Below are 18,323 nucleotides of genomic sequence, written 5' to 3'. Positions count from 1 at the left end.
GCCGCCATGACCATGACCCGCACCCGATCCGGGGGCCGCGCCAGCCGCCGGGCCGCGCGCCGCACGCCCGACGTCGCCATGCTGCCGGGTCTGAAAAACACCTTGCCGTGGTGTGAAATCATGGACGGCAGTCAGGTCGAACGGATCGACACCGCCTCGATGGACATCCTCGAAAATGTAGGGGTGGTGTTTCGCGATGACATTGCACTGGCCGATTGGCGCAACGCCGGTGCTAAGGTCGATGGCGACACGGTTTACCTCGACCGTGGCCTCGTTCGTGAGTTGATCACAACAATCCCCGAAACCTTTACCTACCACGCCCGCGATCCGCGCAAAAACGTGGCCTTGGGGGGGCGCAACAGCATCTTTGTGCCGATGACCGGCGCGCCGTTCCTGCGCGATCTGGATGATGTCCGCCGCAATCCCACGCTCGACGATCTGGCGATGTTCCACAAGCTCAGCCATATGATGCCCGCGCTGCATTCATCCGCGCATCACATCGTCGAGCCGTACGACCATCCGATCAGCCACCGGCATCTCGCGATCACCTATTCATCCATGCGTCATTCGGACAAAACCTTTATGGGCATGACCACGTCGCCCAAGAACGCCGAAGACGTCATTGAAATGTGCGCGATCCTCTTTGGTGATGATTTCATTGACAAAAACCCGGTCACCACTGGCAATTGCAACGGCAATTCACCACTGGTCTGGGACGAGACGATGCTGGGCGCGATGCGCGCCTTTTGCCGCCGCAATCAACCAGTCCTGTGCTCGCCCTTTGTGCTGGGCGGGGCCAATACGCCCGCGTCCGTGGCCGCATCCGTGGCACAACTCAACGCCGAGGCGCTGTCGGCCCTGGCCTACACGCAGGTGATCCGTCGCGGCGCGCCCGCGATTTACGGGCACTACCTGTCCACCGTGTCGATGAAATCCGGCGCCCCCATGGCGGGCACGCCCGAGATTTCCATGATGAACTTTATGATCGGGCAGATGGCGCGCCACTACGGCGTGCCATGGCGCACCTCGAACACATTGGGCGGCGCCAAGACGTTCGACGCCCAAGCAGGTTATGAAAGCGCCACAACCCTGTCGGCTGTCATGCATTCCGGGGCCAATTACATCTGGCATTCAGCCGGGTGGAACGAGGCGGGTATGCACTGTTCCACGGCCAAATTCATCGTGGACGCCGAACAATGCGCCATGGCCTATCGCATGGCCGAAGGTCTGCAATGGGATGACTTTGACACAGCCCTTGATGCAGTCCGCGACATCGGCCCCGGTGGCCACTACCTTGGCCATTCGCATACCCAAGAGACGTTTCAGACCGCGTTCTTCATGCCCGAACTGTTCGACAACAATTCGATCGAACAATGGCAGGCGGAGGGCAGCAAGGAGATCACGGAACGCGCGCTCGCCCATGCGCGCAACTTGCTGGACCACTACGAGGAACCCACGCTGGACCCCGGCGTGAATGAGGCGCTGCTTGACTATATCGCCCGGCGCGAGCGAGAAATTCCCGCCGCGGATGCCCTCAATCAAGACCATTGAAGGGTGATTGTGGACATAAGTGAGCCCGCTCTGGGGATTACCGTGCCGCCTGTCGGTTTTATGCAATTCAGCACAGTGAGGGGTGGGCAACAATGTCCACTTCATTGCATTTAGGCAAGATCATTCAACCCCGGCGCGCCATTCTTTCCAACGCAGATAAGCGTTAGCACCGAAGGTGGAGAATGGCTTGGGCGGCAGCGGCTTCAAATCGCTTTCGGCATCAAAATATGACGTTATTTCAGAGACCTGTCCGCAACACCTGTCAGCGGCGGCAATCCCGGTCAACGTCCCCCGCGTCGTTCCAAGGCCGTTTTGGACACATGCGCTGAACACACCCTCTTCGATCTCTCGTGAGTGCGCCACACCGTTCAATGACAGGCACAGGTGCCCACCCCAGACCTGCGCCTGCCGCATCCCGGTCAGTTGCGGGAACCGCCGCGCAAAAGCGCGCGCATGTGACCGCGCCGCACGGACCATGTCCCGGTCAGTCGGCTGCAATCCCGGGCGCACCACCGCGCAGTTTCGCGTGACAATCCGGTGCCCGCCCTGCCCGGCATCGATGCGCCGCACCGTGGTGCCCATCGGGTCAGAAGGTGTCACCCCCCAGCGCGGTGCGCCACCCAGTGCGGTGCGCGCCTCCGGGCTCAATTCCTCGCTCATTGAGGCAAAGAGGAACAGTTGCACCAGACGTCCCTTGGCCACGCCAAAGCTTTCGAGATGGCCGTTCACCCCAAGGATCACGCGGTTGGCCGTGACCTGCCCCTTGGGGGTCCGCAGCATCCAGTCCCCCCCGACGCGCCGAAAATTCAGCACCGGGCTGTGCTCAAAAATGTCTGCCTGCACGGCCAATCCCGCGGCAAGCCCACGGATGTATCCCGCAGGCTGCAACATCACGGTGCCAGGCGTGTACAGACCGGACAGGTAATGGCGCGACCCGGTCAATTCTGTCATGGCCTGCGCGTCCAACCATTCCGACGGCTCACCCAGATTGCCCAAGTGTCTGGAATAGCTGCGATTGTGACCATCACCCGCCTCGGTCGCGGCTCCGTTCACCTTGCCCGCAGGATCAAAGTAATCGGGCGCGATCCCGTAGTCCGCCGCGGCAGCACCGGCAAATGCGATGGCCTGTCTGTTCAATCGCGTCAGCCTTTGATCATCCCCGGCCCCTGCATAATCCTCGGACGCCAGATCATGCGGCAGATCGATCATAAAGCCCGAGTTTCGCCCCGCTGCTCCGTCAGCAACGCGCCATGCCTCCAGCACCACAACCCGCGCCTGCGGCCAGATTTGCAGGACACGGCGGGTCGCCGACAATCCGGCAAAGCCCGCGCCGACAATCGCAACGTCCGCCGCGATGTTACTGTCGATCCGTGGAAATGCGGGCCCCGGCCCAAGGATGTCAGCCCAAGCCGCGGGCCCACGGTGCCGGGGCAGACGCCGCGCGGTGTAGATCACTCCATCGCCTCATCCGCGTCGTCGGTGAGGTCCAGCCAGATCGTCTTGAGCTGCGTGTACTGATCATGCGCGTGCAATCCATTGTCGCGCCCGCCAAAGCCTGACATTTTCATACCTCCGAACGGCGTGGCGATATCCCCTTCGCCATAGCTGTTCACCGTCACAGTGCCCGCCCGCAGCATCCGCGCACCGCGCAGCGCGCGCTTGCCGTTCGCCGTGAACAGCGACGCGCACAGGCCATAGTCGGTGTCATTGGCCACCGATATCGCTTCGTCCAAGGACCGGACCGTGATGACGGTCAGCACAGGTCCAAAAATCTCGTCCCGTGCCAACGGGTTATCGGGCGTTGCTGCCACAACGGTCGGAGAGACATAGGGTTTGTCCACAGTCCCGCCCACAAGAATATCCCCAGCCTTCTCCACATATTCACAGACCTTGTCGACGTGCGCCGCACTCACCAGCGCGCCTTGCCGCGTCTCCGGGTCCAGCGGATCACCCACGGGCAGCTGCCGCAGGTGCACCTCAATCCGGGGCACAAGCGCATCCCGCACATCCTCGTGCACAATCAGTCGAGAGATGGCCGAGCAGTTTTCGCCCATGTTCCAGAACGCCCCGTTCACCACATGCTGCGCCACGCGGTCGAGGTTTTCGGCGTCGTCCATGACGATGCACGGGTTCTTGCCGCCCATCTCCAACACGACCTCTTTGGCATTGGACTCAGCGGCATAGGTCAGGAACTTCATCCCCGTCTCGGTGGAGCCGGTGAAGCTGACCATGTCAATGTCCATGTGCCGCCCGATAGGCTCGCCCACATCCGGGCCCAGACCCGGCACCACGTTCAGCACACCACGCGGCACGCCCGCCTCCATCGCCAGTTCCGCCATCCGCAGCGCCGTGAGCGACGTTTCCTCCGCCGGTTTCAGCACCACAGAACAGCCCGCCGCCAGCGCCGGACCAATCTTCCACGCCATCATCAGCAGGGGAAAATTCCACGGCAGCACAAGGCCCACAACCCCCACCGGTTCGCGCACCACCAGCGCGATATGGTCATCTGACGCAGGCGCCACCTGATCGTAGATCTTGTCGATCGCCTCTGCGTGCCACTTAATGCAGTGGATCGCCTCGGGGATGTCGACCGTCTCGCAATCGAAGATCGTCTTGCCGCTGTCGAGGCTCTCCAGCACCGCCAGTTCGCGCGCGTTGCGCGTCATCAATTTGCACAGGCGGATCAACACGTCCTTGCGCGCGGCAGGGTGCAGCCGCGACCAGCGGCCATCGTCGAACGCCTCTCGGCTTTTTGCGACGGCAATCTCCACATCTTCGGGGCCACAGGCGGCCACATCCGCCAGAGGCGCGCCGGTCGCGGGGTTCACGCTGGCAAAAGTCTTGCCCGAGATCGCCGGGCGAAAGCCGCCGTCGATAAACGCGGTCGTGGCCGGGGTCAGGCTGTCGGCCAAGGCGCGGTATTCCTCATGGGTCAGCATGGTCTCAGCCCTCCTGTTCAATGCGTGCGATGGTGGTTTGCAGCACCCGGATCACCTGTTCGAGGCTGCGCTTGTCGTCCTTGTTCAGGGATTTGAGCGGTGGGCGGATCGCACCGGTGTCGATCCCCTGAACGGTCACACCGTACTTGATGCACTGCACAAACTTGCCGCCCTGCTCCAGCACGCGCATCAGCGGCATCATCGCTGACATGATCCGCCGCCCCTTGTCGAAATTGCCCTCGACCACGCAAGCGCGCCAGAGGGCGATATGTTCCTCGGGCAGAAAGTTCGAGCCGCCACAGACCCAGCTGCGCGCGCCCCACGCAAAGAATTCCAGCGCCTGATCGTCCATGCCGCAAGACATCTGGATATGCGGATAGTCGCGCGCCAGCAGGTGTACGCGGTTGATATCGCCCGAACTTTCCTTGATCGCGCAGAAATTGCGGGACCGGCCCACGCGGTCTAGGAACGCTTCGCCCATGTTCACGCCCATCCGCCCCGGATAGTTGTAAAGCATGATGGGCAGGTCCACGGCGGCGTCTATGGCCAGCGCGTTCAGCGCGTTTTCCCGTTCGGTCGGCACGGCATAGGGGGGCGTGGCGACCAAAAGCGCGTCGGCGCCCATCGTCTTGCCCCCATGCGCCAGCGCCAGCATATCGGCAGGCAACATCGCGCCCGTGCCCATGATCACCGGCACACGGCCCGCGACAACGCGCACCGTTTCGCGCGCCACGGACAGGCGCTCCTCCACCGTCATGGCATAGTTTTCGCCGGTCGAACCGCCCGAGATCACGCCATGCACCCCGGCGCTGATCAGACGCTCCAAGACCAGCTCCAAAGCCTTGAAATTTGGGGAGTAATCGGCGTTGAACGGCGTGACGACAGGCGTATAGATGCCGTTGAATTCCATGGCGGGCGTCATGCGCGGGCCTCCTGCGGTGGGGTGCCAAGCGGCAGGTCCAGCCCGCCGGGCATCACAAATTGTGAAATCCGGTCCCGCGACAGCCGCCAATGGGCGTCGGCCAGTAGCACGGCCTTGGTCGTGTCGCGGGCGGTGATGGCGGCGATGATCTGGTCATGCTGGCGGCAGGCTAGGTCGACGTTGCGTTGTTCGGCAGAATCGCGGGGATCGTAGAAGGTCATCGAGATGCGGGCATGATCCAGCAGCAGCCGGTTAAAGCTGGGGGCGAGGAACGGGTTGTCCGCCATTTCGCCTGTGATCTCGTGAAAGCGATTGTTGGCCAGCGCGCGCGCAGCCGTCGTCCCGCTGGTCAGTGCGGCGCGAAACGCCTCTTGTGCCGTGCGCAGGTCAGCAATCTGCGGCTCCGTACGGTGCGTGGCCGCCAGTTGCAGGATCGCGCCATAGATCATGGGCGCCGCGATAAAGAAAGCGCGCAGGCTGCGATGCGACATTTCCGACACCTGCGCCCCACGGTTCTGGCGCAGGGTGACGTAGCCCTCACCTGCCAGTTGCCGCAGCACTTCGCGCATCGGCGTGCGCGACAGATCGTATTGCGCGCACAGCCCCGCCTCGTCCAGATCCGAGCCGGGCGCAAGGTCGAGCGTCAGGATCGCGTTCTTGAGGCTGTCGAGGGCGGTCTGTTTCTTTTCGGCAGGCTGCATTCACATTGTATACACTTCGTATACATTTTGGTGCAAACAAAAAAACGGGCACGTTTTCAGCGCCCGTTTTAGCGGCGATGCTCCGAGTCAGGCGAAGTCGACGACCTTCGCCATCGGCATCTCGCGCACCCGCGTGCCCGTCGCGGCAAAGATCGCGTTGGACAGCGCCGCGGCGGCGGGGGGCACCATCGGCTCACCCATGCCGCGCACGTCGCGGCCATTCTCCAGCCCGCGCACCTCGATCTGCGGCGACTGGTAGAGGCGCATCCCCGGTGCGTCGTAATAGTTGCGCTGTTCGACCATGCCGTCCGAATAGGTAATCTCGGAGTTCATCGCGTGGCCCAGCGCCCAGACGATGCCCCCCTGCACCATATTCTCGAACATGATCGGGTCGATCACCTGCCCAACTTCGGCAGCGCACCAAACCTTGTCGATCATGATACCCGCATCCGTCGAAGACACTTCGATCACCTGCGCGGTGGGCACACCAAAGGACATGCAGAACGCCACGCCGCGCCCGGTGTTCGGCGCAAGCGGGCTGCCCCAGTTCGACATCTCGGCCACCGCCTCAAGCGTCTTGCGGGACGGGTCATGCCACATCAGGCGCAGCCGTTCTTCCATCGGGTCAGCGCCCGCGGCGTCGATCAGCTCATCGAGAAAGACGTCGTGAAAAAACCCGTTTGTCGATGCCCCGACAGACCGCCAGGACGAGATCGGCCCAAGTTCGGGCGCGCGGTAGCCCGACACGCGATAGTGCGGGATATCAAACGGTTGCTCCCACGCGCCGGCCACAATCTGCAAGTCGGGTCCCGGCGTCGGGAAGCCTTGCCGCCCCATCTGGCTGGCAATCACCGACGGCATGGCAATGCCCAGATCATAGGCCTCGACCTTGCCATCGCGCACCGTGCCGCGCCCACGGGCCATAGCGATCTGACGGGTGTCGTTCTGGGCAAAGTCTTCTTCCCGACTATAGGTCAACTTGACCGGCGTGCCGGGGCGGGTCATCGCGATTTCGGCGGCCTGACGCACCACGCGGTCCTCAAGCCGGTGGCCAAAGCTGCCGCCCATCATCAGCACATGCACGTGGACCTGATCGGTGTCTTTGCCTGTGATCTTGGCCACGTTGGTCTGGACAAAGCGCGGAATCTGCGTGCCGGTCCACACATCCACGCGGTTGTCTTGTACGAGAACGGTGGCGTTGATCGGCTCAAGCGGTTGGTGCGCGAGGTAAGGTGCGCGGTACTCGGCTTCGATCACCTCCGCCGCCGCATCCAGCGTAGCGGACACATCTCCGTCATCACGGAATTGGCTGTCCAGTTGATCGTCATTGAAGCTGTCGGACAAGGCTTGCCAGTGGCCATCCATCTTGGGTGGATAGGGGGCCGGACCCCATTCCACGTCGATGGCACCCGCCGCCTGAATGGCGCGCCACGTATTGTCGGCGATCACGGCAACCCCACCCGTCACGGGCACCACGTCGAGCACGCCGCGCATCGCGCGCGCGGCGCTGTCGTCAAAGCGGATCACCTCGCCGTAACGGCGCGGGTTGGTGAGGACGGTGGCGTGCACCATGCCGTCAATCTCAAAGTCGATACCGTAGTCTTGGGTTCCGGTGGACTTGGCCACGATATCCACGCGTTCCATCGGTTTGCCGATCAGCCGCCATGTGGACGGGTCGCGCAGCGTGACGTCATTGACCGGATCGAGCGTGGCGGCGGTGGCGGCCAGTTCGGTGTAGGGGATCATGCCACCGCCGGGCAGTTCAACCGCCCCGTTGGCGGTTTTGAGGTCGGCCACCTGTGCACCGGTCTGCTGTGCGGCCGCAGCCTTGAGCGTTTCGCGCGCAACGGCCCCCGCCAGCCGCAGCTTTTCAAAGCTGTCGGGCACCGTGGTCGAGCCGCCGGTGATCTGCATCCCCATGAACTTCATCATCGCGTCCATGACACCGCGGGTCGAATTGGCGGCAAAGCTGTCATCGGTGGACCGGAAAGGCGCAGCCTCGGCGCTGAGCGCGGTGTTGTAATAGGCCGGATCCGGCAGGCCGGGATCGACAGTGACCTGATCCAGTTCCACGTCCAGTTCCTCGGCGATCAGGGCGGCCTGCACCGAATAGGCCCCCTGCCCGCTGTCGGCGCGCGGGGTGATCAGGGTGATGCCGTGCGCGTCGATCTTGACGTAGGGCGTCAACGCCGCCTCCCCTTCGGAGAGGTCATCCAGCAGCGGGTTCGCAACCGGGCGCTTGTAGGCGTAGTAGCCAAAGGCGACGCCCCCTACAATCGCGGCAGAGGTGACAAGGAAGGTGCGGCGGGCAATCTTTCCGATGCGGCTCATGGCTCAGGCCTCCTGCAACTTGGCGGCGGCGGTTTTCACCGCGGCGCGGATGCGCGGATAGGTGCCGCACCGGCAGAGGTTCCCGCTCATCGCGGTGTCGATTTCGTCGTCGGTGGGTGCGGGGTTTTCCGCCACGAGGGCGGCAGCCTGCATCATTTGCCCGGCCTGACAGTAGCCGCATTGCGCCACCTGATGCTCCAGCCATGCGGTTTGCACGGCGTGCATGGCGTCCGGGGAGCCCAAGCCCTCGATTGTTGTCACCGCGCCCCAAACATCCGCCGCTGCGGTCTGGCACGAGCGCACCGCTTCGCCGTCGATGTGCACGGTGCAGGCCCCGCATTGCGACACGCCACAGCCGTACTTGACGCCCTTGATGTTCAACTCGTCCCGCAGGACCCACAGCAGGGGCATGTCGTCCTCGACATCCACCTCGTGTTCGGTGCCGTTCACAGTCAGTTTCATCGCGCGCTCCTGAGCTACAGATCGGTTCGGGAAACAGGATAGGGCATCTGGCGACCCACGAAACCTGCAGATCGCGCCAAATGACGTGACGAAACGCGCCAAGGCCCGAAAATGCAAACGACCCGGCCCACAGGTGCGTGTGGACCGGGTCGCGTTACTGCGTGACGGCGCGCTGGATCAGAACTCGACCACCGCGCGGATCGACTTGCCTTCGTGCATCAGATCAAAGCCGTGGTTGATCTCGTCGAGGCTGAGCTTGTGAGTGATCATCGGGTCGATCTCGATCTTGCCGTCCATGTACCAATCCACGATCTTGGGCACGTCCGTGCGCCCCTTGGCCCCGCCAAAGGCGGTGCCGCGCCAGACGCGACCGGTGACCAATTGGAACGGACGAGTGGAGATTTCGGCACCTGCGGGTGCGACGCCGATGATGATCGATTCCCCCCAACCCTTGTGGGCGCATTCCAGCGCGTCGCGCATCACCTTGGTGTTGCCCGTGGCGTCGAAGGAATAATCCGCCCCGCCCCCGGTCAGTTCCACCAGATGCGCGACCAGATCGCCGTCGACTTCGGTGGGGTTCACAAAGTCGGTCATCCCGAAATATGTGCCGGTTTCGGCCTTGTCGTTATTGAGATCCACCCCAACGATCTGATCCGCGCCCGCGAGGCGCAGGCCCTGAATGACGTTGAGGCCAATGCCCCCCAACCCAAAGACCACGCAGCGCGCGCCGATCTCGACTTTGGCGGTGTTGATGACAGCGCCAATGCCCGTGGTCACACCGCAGCCGATATAGCAAATCTTGTCAAAGGGCGCGTCCTTGCGCACCTTGGCCAGCGCAATCTCGGGCACCACGGTGTGGTTCGCAAAGGTCGAGCAGCCCATGTAGTGGTGAATGGGCGTGCCATCGAGCATGGAGAACCGGGTGGTGCCATCAGGCAGCAAACCCTGTCCTTGGGTGACGCGGATCGCCTGACACAGATTTGTCTTGCCCGACAGGCAATATTCGCAATTTCGGCATTCGGGCGTGTAAAGCGGGATGACGTGATCGCCGACTTCCAGCGTGGTCACGCCCTCGCCCACCTCGATCACGACTCCTGCACCCTCGTGGCCCAGAATGGCAGGGAAGATGCCCTCGGGATCATCGCCGGAGCGGGTGAATTCGTCGGTATGGCAGAGGCCTGTGGCCTTGATTTCGACCAGAACCTCGCCCCGCTTGGGACCGTCGAGGTTCACCTCCATGATTTCGAGGGGTTTGCCAGCCTCAACGGCAACAGCGGCGCGGGTTTTCATCATGGGTCTGTCCTTGCGTTGGTCTTTGGCCCATCAAGGGCAAGCACGGCCTGTCCTGTCAATGAAAAGCGTTCGGGATATTGGCAACCCGACCCTCCGGGGGGGATTTTTTGGGGACAGAGACGGGTGCGTCCGTGCCTAGGCTAAAGCGGCCCAAGCCATGATCAGGTACGTCCACTGGTGCAACGCCTGATCGACCCCGAAAGCGCGCCAGTAGCCTGCCTGATCCGGGCCGTGCCCGGTGTGATCGGACCAGCGCCCCTTGCCCCAGTCGATGTGAAAATGGACCGCCCATTCGATGAGCGCGATGGTCAGTGCCGTGACAATCGGCACCCCGACCAGCACAAACGCCACCAGCGAGCCCACGGCGTGCAGCCCCGCATGTTGCAATCGGCCCAGATGCAGATAGACCCCGCGGTCGCGCAACATGCGGGGGGTTTGCAAGTAAAAATCCGCAAACAGGTGCTTGGCCTGCAGCAGGAACAGCAGAACGAGGAAGAACGTCACAGGATCGGCCACGCGCGGTCCTTTGGTTGCGGATGGCGGTATCCTAGGGCGCATCGCCGCGCCCTGCAACGCATGTGCTGTCGCCGCACATGTCGTACATTGATTTTCGGCCCGACCCGCGCGTAGTGTCGCGTCCAGACCACAGCCGCCACGCATTCAGGATCGGACACGTCTCATAGAACGCTCACTTTTTGCCTTTATCTGGAAGTTTTCAAAGCGCGATCAGCTGATCCTATTGTGTGTGACGCTGACGTTATTCCCGCTGCTGTATCTGACGCTGGAGCTGCCCAAGCGCATCATCAACGAGGCGATCGGCGCAGGATCGAGCACGATCGAAGTCTACGGCTATCAGTTCGACCAGATCACCTACCTGATGATCCTGTGCGGCCTGTTCCTGCTGGCGGTGCTGTGCCACGGTCTGCTGAAAATGCGGATCAATACGATGAAGGGCGTGCTGGCCGAACGGCTCTTGCGCCGGTTCCGCTATACGCTGATCGCGCGCATCCTGCGGTTTCCCCAGCCCTATTTCGAGCGCACCAGCCAAGGCGAGCTTGTCAGCATGGTCACAGCCGAGAGCGAGCCGATGGGCGGGCTGATGGGCGATGCGGTGGCACAGCCCGTGTTGCAAGCGGGGCAAATGCTGACGATCCTCGGGTTTTTGTTTTTCCAGTCGGTGGCGTTTGGGTTGGCGGCGATTGCGCTGATCCCCCTACAGGCATGGCTGATTCCCAAGCTGCAACGCCAGATCAACCAGTTGAACAAAAAGCGCGTCATTCAGGTGCGCGCGCTGGCGGCAGAGATCGGCGAGGCCGCAGCGGGCGCGGGCACGCTGCGCAAGCATGGCGGCTGGCGGCACCGGATGGCGATGGTCGGGGACCGGCTGGGGCGGCTTTTCAAGATACGCTTCGATATCTATCAGAAGAAATTCTTTATGAAGTTCCTCAACAACTTCATCACGCAACTGACGCCGTTCTTTTTCTTTTCCATCGGCGGCTATCTGGTGATCCGGGGCGACGTGACGCTGGGTGCGCTGGTGGCCGCGCTTGCCGCCTACAAGGACCTGTCGTCACCGTGGAAGGAGCTGCTGGCCTATTACAACCAGAGCGCCGACATGTCGCTGCGCTGGGACACAATCACCGAGCGTTTCGCGCCCTCGGGCATGGTCGATGAAAAGCTGTTCTACGAAGATCCGACCGACATCCCGCATCTGCATGGCGACATCGTTCTGGATCAGGTGACGGTGCGGGATGGCGACGGCAACCCGGTGCTTGAAGACATCTCCCTGACAATCAAAGGGGGCAGCGCGGTCGGCATTACCGCGCCCAATGACGAGGATCGCCGCGCCTTTGGCGAGGTCATCACCCGCGAAAGCATGGCCGCAAGCGGGACGGTCACGATCTCGGGCCACGATGTGCGGGCTCTGCATCAGGCAGTGATCGCCCAGCGCATGGGTGAGGCCAGTTCGCGCCCGATCATGTTTCAGGGCAGTTTTGGCGACAACGTTCTGATGCCCATGCGCTTTTGCCCGCAAGCCGATACCGAACTGACAGAGGCGATGCGCGAAGCGGCCCGTGTCGGCAACAGCCCGGACGATCTGCACGCCAGTTGGCTGGACCCGATGCGCGGCGCCTTTTCGGATCAGGGCGACATCCGCCGGTTCTGGTATCAGCTGGTGCAGGGCATGGGCAGCAGTGACGCGCTTGTGCGCCGCGCGCTGGACCAGAGCTTTGACCCAGACGAGCATCCGACGCTGCGGGACGCGCTGATCCGGTTGCGGCCCAAAGTGGCCGAAGCGCTCAAGACCGCCGGTCTGGACCGCTATGTCTTTCGCTTTGACCCGGACAAATACAACCCCGCCCTGCCCTTGTCCGAAAACCTGCTGTTCGCCGCACCGATTGTCGAGATCACGCCCGAAGTGCTGGGCGAACGAATGGATTTTCTGCGCACCCTGCACGAGATGGAACTGGGCACGCAGCTTGAGACGATGTCGCGCGACATCATCGAAATGCTACGCCAGATTTTTGGCCAGACGGGCACGGACCATCCGCTGTTTCGCCGGGTCGGCCTTGAGGCGTCGGTCTACGAGGATGTGCTGGACCTTGTGACACGCAAACCGCAAGGCGCCGATATGGAGGACCGCGAACTGGCGCTGCTGTTCTCGATCCCTGCCAAGATCACTGCGGAACAGATTGGACCATCCTTTCCCAACAACGTGGCGTGGCAGATCCTTGAGATGCGCCGCCTGCATTCCGAGACCCTGCGCGAACAGATGAAGGACCTGTTTGTGCCGATCCGGGCAGACAGCCACGTGGCCGGTCTGAGCGTTCTGGAAAATGCCCTTTTCGGCAAGATTTCGGACACGGCGGGCGCGCGGGCGGATGACATGCGCAAGCTGGTGGGGGACGTGTTGGCGGAGGCGGATGTGACGCCGCTGGTGATTGAGCTGATCTTTGAGGTGCCAATTGCGCTGGGGGGCGCCAACCTGCCTGCGATGTATGCGGAGCCTTTGTCCGTGGGCCGTGCGGCGATCAAACGGCCTGACATCTTGATCCTCGACAAGGTGCTGGCGTCCTACGATGCGGAGGCGCAACAGGGGCTGTTCGAGAACCTGCGGACATTGCTGCCCGAGACGACAATCATCTACCTCAACGACGCGTTCGAGGATGACAGCATCTTTGACCAGCATTTCGAGATTGTGCAGGGGCGGCTTGTCGGGGCCGAAGGGGCGCGGGCCGAGGCGGACAGTGAAGTGGGCGCGGATCTGGCGCGCAAGGTCGACGCGCTGAGCAGAACGCCGATGTTTTCGGGTCTCAAGCGCAAACAGTTGCGTCTGCTGGCCTTTGGTGCGCGCTGGTACGACGCGCAGCCCGGCGACTACGTGTTTCACAAGAACGACGACCCGACCGATGGCGCCTACATGGTTATCGAAGGCGAGGCGGACCTTGTTCTGCCCGCCGAAGATGATGGCGAAGAGCGTCTGATTGCGACTGTCGGTGCCGGTGCATTGGTCGGTGAATTGGGTCTGATCCGGGGCGAGGCACGCGCACTTGATATGCGGGCGCGGTCAGCACTGACCTGCCTGCGCATCGGCGAAGAAGAGTTCATGGCCGTGGTCGAGAATGACGCCGCCACGGCGTTCCGGCTGCTTCAGGTGGTGGCGGGCTACGTCAACACCTAGGCGCGTGCAGCACCATAGCCCGCCTGCCGTCCGAACACCGCACCGGAGGTGAGGCCGGAGCCGCCCGGATACCCGTTGTAGAATACGCCCCCCACAAGCTCGCCACAGGCGTAGAGGCCCGGAATGGGCGCGTCCGCCCGGTCCATCACCGCGCCCGCATCATCCACCTTGAGCCCGCCATAGGTAAAGGTGATCCCCCCGGTCACGGGGTAGGCGCGGAACGGGCCCTGATCCAGCCGCTGTGCCCAGTTGGATTTTGCAAGCGGCAGCCCAATGGTCCCTTTGCCGTCCAAGATCGTCGGGTCGAATTCGGTCTGGTCATCAACGGCTGCGTTGAACGCCTCCAGCGTCCGGCGGGCGGCGACGGCGTCCACCCCGTCCAGCATCGGGATCAGCGCCTCAAGCGTATCCGCCTCGACGAAATGCGCGTCGTGAAAGTGGTATTCGCCGTAGAGCAGATCGAACACCTTGGCGTCGAACACCTGCCATGCGAAATGCCCCGGCTGTTCCAGTACCGCGCGACCAAACTGCGCGTAGGTGTAGTTGCGAAAGTTGATGCCCTCGTCCACAAACCGCGCGCCGCGGGCGTTCAGCATCAGCCCAAGGAAATAGCAGATTTTGCGGTAGTTTTTGCGGTCCCCATGCGGCAGATCGAGGTTGCCGTAATTGGCCATGTGAAGGTCCATCGGCGTCGCGTGACACCCACCATAAAGCCCGTATTCCTGCGCGCCGGCCTCGACCGCCATGACCAACCCGTCGCCGGTGTTCATCGGCGTGCCGCGCACCTTGGCCTCTGCCCAGTCGGGACCAATATGTTTGACGCGCATGTCCGCGCTGGCCTCGAACCCGCCGGAGGCAAGAATGACCGCATCGGCGGCGATTTCCGTGTCACCCACACGGACGCCGGTGATCTTGCCATTGTCCTGCACCAGACCCGTCACGGCACTGTCAAAGCGGACCGTGCCGCCCAGACGCCGGAACGCGGCCATCTCCATATCAAAGAGACCGACGCCTTCGTTGTCGGCAGCCAGCGTCAAACCGCCCCAGAAGACGAACCGCCCGTCTTTTTCAAAACTCTGGCGGCTGTAGATCGGCTCAAACGTCACGTCGTGCTGTGCCAGCCATTGCATCGTCTCACCAGATCGGCGGATCAGCTTGTCCTGCTCTGGCGACAGGGGGCGGCCATCGTTGAACCCCAGAAGGTCCGCGCCAAACTTGTCCTGCGTGTAGCTGCCGAATTCCGTGCGCAGCAGGCGCGGGTCATCCGGGTCGCGCAACAGCGGTTTCAGGTCCGCGCCACTGTCATAGGCGAACCGCATCGCACCTGCGGTGTATTTTGTGTTGCCGCCCGCCAGATCAGGCCCGGCCTTTTCCAGCATCAGCACCTGCGCGCCCGCCTCAAGTGCCGCGATACCCGCACAAAGCGCGGCATTGCCCGATCCCACGACGATAACCTGTTTTGACATCCGCATTCTCCCTCGCTACGTTCATCCTGTATCCAAGTGTATACAGATTTGAAAGCGTCGATTTGTCAGAGCCCGACATGAATCAGGGCGAGGCCGCCTATGCCCGCCTGTTAAAAGAAATCCGCTGTGGCGCGTTTCAGCCCGGTGACCGGCTGCGCGAGGTCGAGGTGGCAGAGCGGCTGTCGCTGTCGCGCACGCCTGTGCGCGAGGCCTTGCGGCGGCTTGAGGCAGACGGGATCGTGGAACACCGTCCCCGTCTGGGCGCCGTGATCCGGCAACTGAGCCATGCCGAACTGGTCGAGCTTTATGAGATGCGGATCGTGCTGGAACGCACCGCTGCCGAAATGGCGGCCAAACACGCCGCTGCCGCCGAAATCGACGCCTTGCGCGACATCAACGCAGCCATCGCGGCAAGCGCCCCGGACGAGGCCCCTGCCCTTAACCAAGATTTTCACCGGGGCATCTATCACGCCACGCGGAACCGATTTTTGCTGGAGGCGGCGCGCAGTCTCAACAACGCGCTCTTGCTGCTGCGCCCCACAACGCTCGCAGACCCTGAACGCATCCGCATTGTCGCAGACCAGCACGAAGAGATGCTGCACGCCATCGCCATCGGCGACGTGGCCGCGGCTGGAGAAGCGGCAGAAGTGCACCTGCAAACCTCGCTGCGTTACCGGCTGAAAGTGCTCAACGCGTGATCCACATTGCCGCCACCTTTGCCATCGCTCTTGTCGGGGTCGCCCTGTTCCATTTGGCTAACCTGCCCTTGCCGTGGTTGCTTGGCCCTCTCACCGGCTGCCTGATCGCGTCGCTCGCCGGTGCGCGCCTGCGGGGCATCGCGGTGGTGAATGAGGGGATGCGCACCGTACTTGGGGTGGCCGTGGGGGCGACGTTTACACCGGTGCTGCTGATGAGCATGGCGAGCATGTGGCCGACGCTGTTGCTGATCCCTGTGATGATCGCCGCCATTGGCCTCGTCGGTGTGCCGTATTTCCAGCGCCTTTGGGGCTATGATTTCGCCACAAGCTACTACAGCGCCATGCCCGGCGGCCTTCAGGATATGTTGGTCTTTGGCGAAGAGGCGGGCGGCAACCCGCGCAGCCTGTCGCTGATCCATGCGACACGGGTGATGGTCATTGTGGCGGCTCTGCCGTTTTTGTTGCAAGGCATCTGGGGCGCGGATCTGAGCAACGCACCCGGCGCGCCCGTAACCAGCATCGCACCTGCGCAACTGCTGCTGATGGTCGCCTGTGCGCTCATCGGCTGGCAGGGCGCCAAAAAGCTGGGCATGTTCGGGGCCTCAATCCTTGGGCCTTTGATCGTGGCGGCGGTCGCCGCGCTGGCCGGTTTGCTGCACCACCGCCCCCCAGCAGAGGCGATCTGGGCCGCGCAGTTCTTTATCGGCCTAACGGTCGGCACCAAATACAGCGGCATCACAATGGCCGAAGTGCGCCGCGACCTCGCGGCGAGCTTTGGGTTCTGCGTGATCCTGATGGTGCTGACGGTGATCTTTGTCGAGTTTGTCTATGGCTTGGGCCTTGCCCCCGGAATGGAGGCGCTGCTGGCCTTTGCGCCCGGCGGTCAGGCGGAACTGACGGTGTTGGCGCTGATCGTCGGGGCCGATGTGGCCTTTGTCATTGCGCACCACGTCTTGCGTATTTTTGTGGTAATCCTTGGTGCGCCGCTTTTTGCGCGGCTGTTCAAAGCGCCGACGGGTTGATCACATGGATGGGCGCACCATCGGAAAATGCGTTGACCTGATCAAAGATGTCACTGAATTGCAGGTCAAATTCGTCTTCGGTCACATAGCCGATATGCGGGGTGGCCAGCACATTCGGATGGGTGGCAAGGATGTTGGCCGTGTCGGTCATGGGTTCGTGGTCGAACACATCGACCGCCGCGCATATCCGGTTCTGCGCGATCTCGGCCTCCAGCACGCCGGGCGCAATCAGACCTGACCGTGACGTGTTGACCAGCAGGCTGCGCGGCTGCATCGCGGCCAGATCATCTGCCGTGATGAGGCCGCGCGTTTCGGGTTTCAGCCGCACGTGCAGGCTGACGATATCGGAGGTGGCAAAGAACGCCGCGCGGCTGTCGGCCACCCGCAGCCCATCCGCCGCGGCCCGTGCCCGTCCGTCGTCGGACGCCCACCACTGCACATTCATCCCCAGCGCCTGCGCGTATTCCGCGACGGCGCCCGCAATCCGCCCATAGCTATAAAGGCCCAGCGTCCGCCCCCGCAACGTGCGTCCCACACCCATCTGCCAGGTCCCGGCCCGCAGCGATGCGGCCTGTTGCGGGATCTGACGATAGTGCCCCAGCATCAGCGCCAGCGTCATCTCCGCCGCCGCGTAAGACGGCGTGTCGGAGTGCATGTTCGAACACAGCACAACGCCATTACGGGTGCAGGCTTCGACGTCAATATGGGGGTACACACTGCGCTGTGAGATCAGCCGAAGGTTTGGCAGGCGGTCCAGCAGGTCGGCGGTGATCTTTGTCCGTTCACGAAACAGCACGAGGCCTTCGGCGTTCTGCACCCGTTTGGCCAGCGCCGCCGGGTCCGGCTCGTGATCGGTCCAGACGGTTACGTTGTGTCCCGCCAGTTTGGCGAAACAGGGCAGCCCGCGCAGCGTGTCGAACCAGTCGTCGAGAATATGAACTTTCACCGGCTTTCAACACCGCTTGATGCCGTGGGTGTGCGCGGCGTGGGCACGAACACCGCCGCGTCCAGTTCGGCCAACGCGCCCGCAACGCGCGCCCGTTCCGCCAGCAGATGGTTGAACTGTGCGTCGCAGCCCGAGATGGGTGTCGGGTAATCGCGGATTTCAGCGCTCAGCAAACGCCGCGCCGTCGACAACTCGGCCCGCGCCACGTGCAAACACTCGGAATAGGTCTCAATCATGGCTCCCTCCTATCTGTATACGATTGTATACCGTTTGTGTCGCAGGACAAGCCCGCGCAGCCCACGCCGCCAAA

Annotated in this window: 15 protein-coding genes; 4 read left to right on the top strand and 11 right to left on the bottom strand. The window is 62.8% G+C overall.

Annotated features, from left to right (window positions below):
* Positions 1-6 precede the first annotated feature (6 nt).
* Positions 7-1,551, top strand: a complete 1,545-nt coding sequence (locus Q1A85_RS16750; protein ID WP_299691978.1) for a trimethylamine methyltransferase family protein — start codon at positions 7-9, stop codon at positions 1,549-1,551.
* Between the two features lie 120 nt (positions 1,552-1,671).
* Here the strand turns inward: Q1A85_RS16750 and Q1A85_RS16745 are convergent, their stop codons facing one another.
* From Q1A85_RS16745 to Q1A85_RS16710, 8 genes are all read right to left on the bottom strand, one after another.
* On the bottom strand, positions 1,672-3,006 hold the full coding sequence (locus Q1A85_RS16745; RefSeq protein WP_299691975.1) for an FAD-binding oxidoreductase: 1,335 nt from the start codon (positions 3,004-3,006) through the stop codon (positions 1,672-1,674).
* A complete protein-coding gene (locus Q1A85_RS16740) occupies positions 3,003-4,490 on the bottom strand; it encodes an aldehyde dehydrogenase (RefSeq protein WP_299691972.1) in 1,488 nt (495 codons plus the stop codon). The genes Q1A85_RS16745 and Q1A85_RS16740 overlap by 4 nt, the downstream gene beginning before the upstream one ends.
* Before the next feature lie 4 nt (positions 4,491-4,494).
* On the bottom strand, positions 4,495-5,412 hold the full coding sequence (locus tag Q1A85_RS16735; RefSeq protein ID WP_299691969.1) for a dihydrodipicolinate synthase family protein: 918 nt from the start codon (positions 5,410-5,412) through the stop codon (positions 4,495-4,497).
* Entirely contained in the window at positions 5,409-6,113 is a 705-nt protein-coding gene (locus Q1A85_RS16730) for a GntR family transcriptional regulator (protein ID WP_299691967.1), read from the bottom strand. Before Q1A85_RS16730 ends, Q1A85_RS16735 begins: the two co-directional genes overlap by 4 nt.
* Positions 6,114-6,200: 87 nt before the next feature.
* The gene (locus tag Q1A85_RS16725) at positions 6,201-8,444 is read right to left on the bottom strand and encodes a molybdopterin cofactor-binding domain-containing protein (RefSeq protein ID WP_299691964.1); all 2,244 of its coding nucleotides are present in this window, start codon (positions 8,442-8,444) and stop codon (positions 6,201-6,203) included.
* Between the two features lie 3 nt (positions 8,445-8,447).
* Positions 8,448-8,906, bottom strand: a complete 459-nt coding sequence (locus Q1A85_RS16720; RefSeq protein ID WP_299691961.1) for a (2Fe-2S)-binding protein — start codon at positions 8,904-8,906, stop codon at positions 8,448-8,450.
* A 177-nt stretch (positions 8,907-9,083) separates the two neighbouring features.
* Positions 9,084-10,196, bottom strand: coding sequence for an S-(hydroxymethyl)glutathione dehydrogenase/class III alcohol dehydrogenase (locus Q1A85_RS16715; protein ID WP_299692296.1), 1,113 nt, complete (start codon positions 10,194-10,196; stop codon positions 9,084-9,086).
* Positions 10,197-10,334: 138 nt separating this feature from the next.
* The gene (locus tag Q1A85_RS16710; protein WP_299691958.1) at positions 10,335-10,715 is read right to left on the bottom strand and encodes a DUF3307 domain-containing protein; all 381 of its coding nucleotides are present in this window, start codon (positions 10,713-10,715) and stop codon (positions 10,335-10,337) included.
* A 223-nt stretch (positions 10,716-10,938) separates the two neighbouring features.
* Here Q1A85_RS16710 and Q1A85_RS16705 point away from each other — a divergent pair, with 223 nt between their 5' ends.
* The gene (locus tag Q1A85_RS16705) at positions 10,939-13,881 is read left to right on the top strand and encodes an ABC transporter transmembrane domain-containing protein (RefSeq protein ID WP_299691956.1); all 2,943 of its coding nucleotides are present in this window, start codon (positions 10,939-10,941) and stop codon (positions 13,879-13,881) included.
* On the opposite strand, the gene tcuA is transcribed toward Q1A85_RS16705, so the two are convergent.
* Entirely contained in the window at positions 13,878-15,347 is a 1,470-nt protein-coding gene (tcuA, locus tag Q1A85_RS16700; RefSeq protein WP_299691953.1) for an FAD-dependent tricarballylate dehydrogenase TcuA, read from the bottom strand. The two genes, Q1A85_RS16705 and tcuA, sit on opposite strands and share 4 nt — an antisense overlap.
* A 77-nt stretch (positions 15,348-15,424) precedes the next feature.
* On the opposite strand from tcuA, the gene Q1A85_RS16695 reads away from it, so the two are divergent.
* Positions 15,425-16,045 (top strand): GntR family transcriptional regulator, encoded by a 621-nt coding sequence (locus Q1A85_RS16695; protein WP_299691950.1) that lies wholly within the window; start codon positions 15,425-15,427, stop codon positions 16,043-16,045.
* The gene (locus Q1A85_RS16690) at positions 16,042-17,067 is read left to right on the top strand and encodes an AbrB family transcriptional regulator (protein WP_299691947.1); all 1,026 of its coding nucleotides are present in this window, start codon (positions 16,042-16,044) and stop codon (positions 17,065-17,067) included. The genes Q1A85_RS16695 and Q1A85_RS16690 overlap by 4 nt, the downstream gene beginning before the upstream one ends.
* On the opposite strand, the gene Q1A85_RS16685 is transcribed toward Q1A85_RS16690, so the two are convergent.
* Both Q1A85_RS16685 and Q1A85_RS16680 read right to left on the bottom strand, forming a co-directional pair.
* Positions 17,048-18,013 carry a D-2-hydroxyacid dehydrogenase family protein gene (locus tag Q1A85_RS16685; protein WP_299691945.1) on the bottom strand — a complete coding sequence of 322 codons (966 nt, stop codon included), beginning with the start codon at positions 18,011-18,013 and terminating at the stop codon, positions 17,048-17,050. The genes Q1A85_RS16690 and Q1A85_RS16685 overlap by 20 nt on opposite strands.
* Positions 18,010-18,249 carry a hypothetical protein gene (locus Q1A85_RS16680; protein WP_299691944.1) on the bottom strand — a complete coding sequence of 80 codons (240 nt, stop codon included), beginning with the start codon at positions 18,247-18,249 and terminating at the stop codon, positions 18,010-18,012. The genes Q1A85_RS16685 and Q1A85_RS16680 overlap by 4 nt, the downstream gene beginning before the upstream one ends.
* Between the last annotated feature and the right edge of the window lie 74 nt (positions 18,250-18,323).

Source organism: uncultured Tateyamaria sp., assembly GCF_947503385.1.
Taxonomy (GTDB): Bacteria; Pseudomonadota; Alphaproteobacteria; order Rhodobacterales; family Rhodobacteraceae; genus Tateyamaria.
The sequence above is the reverse complement of the archived record's forward strand: the minus strand, read 5'-3'. Positions and strand labels throughout refer to the sequence as shown.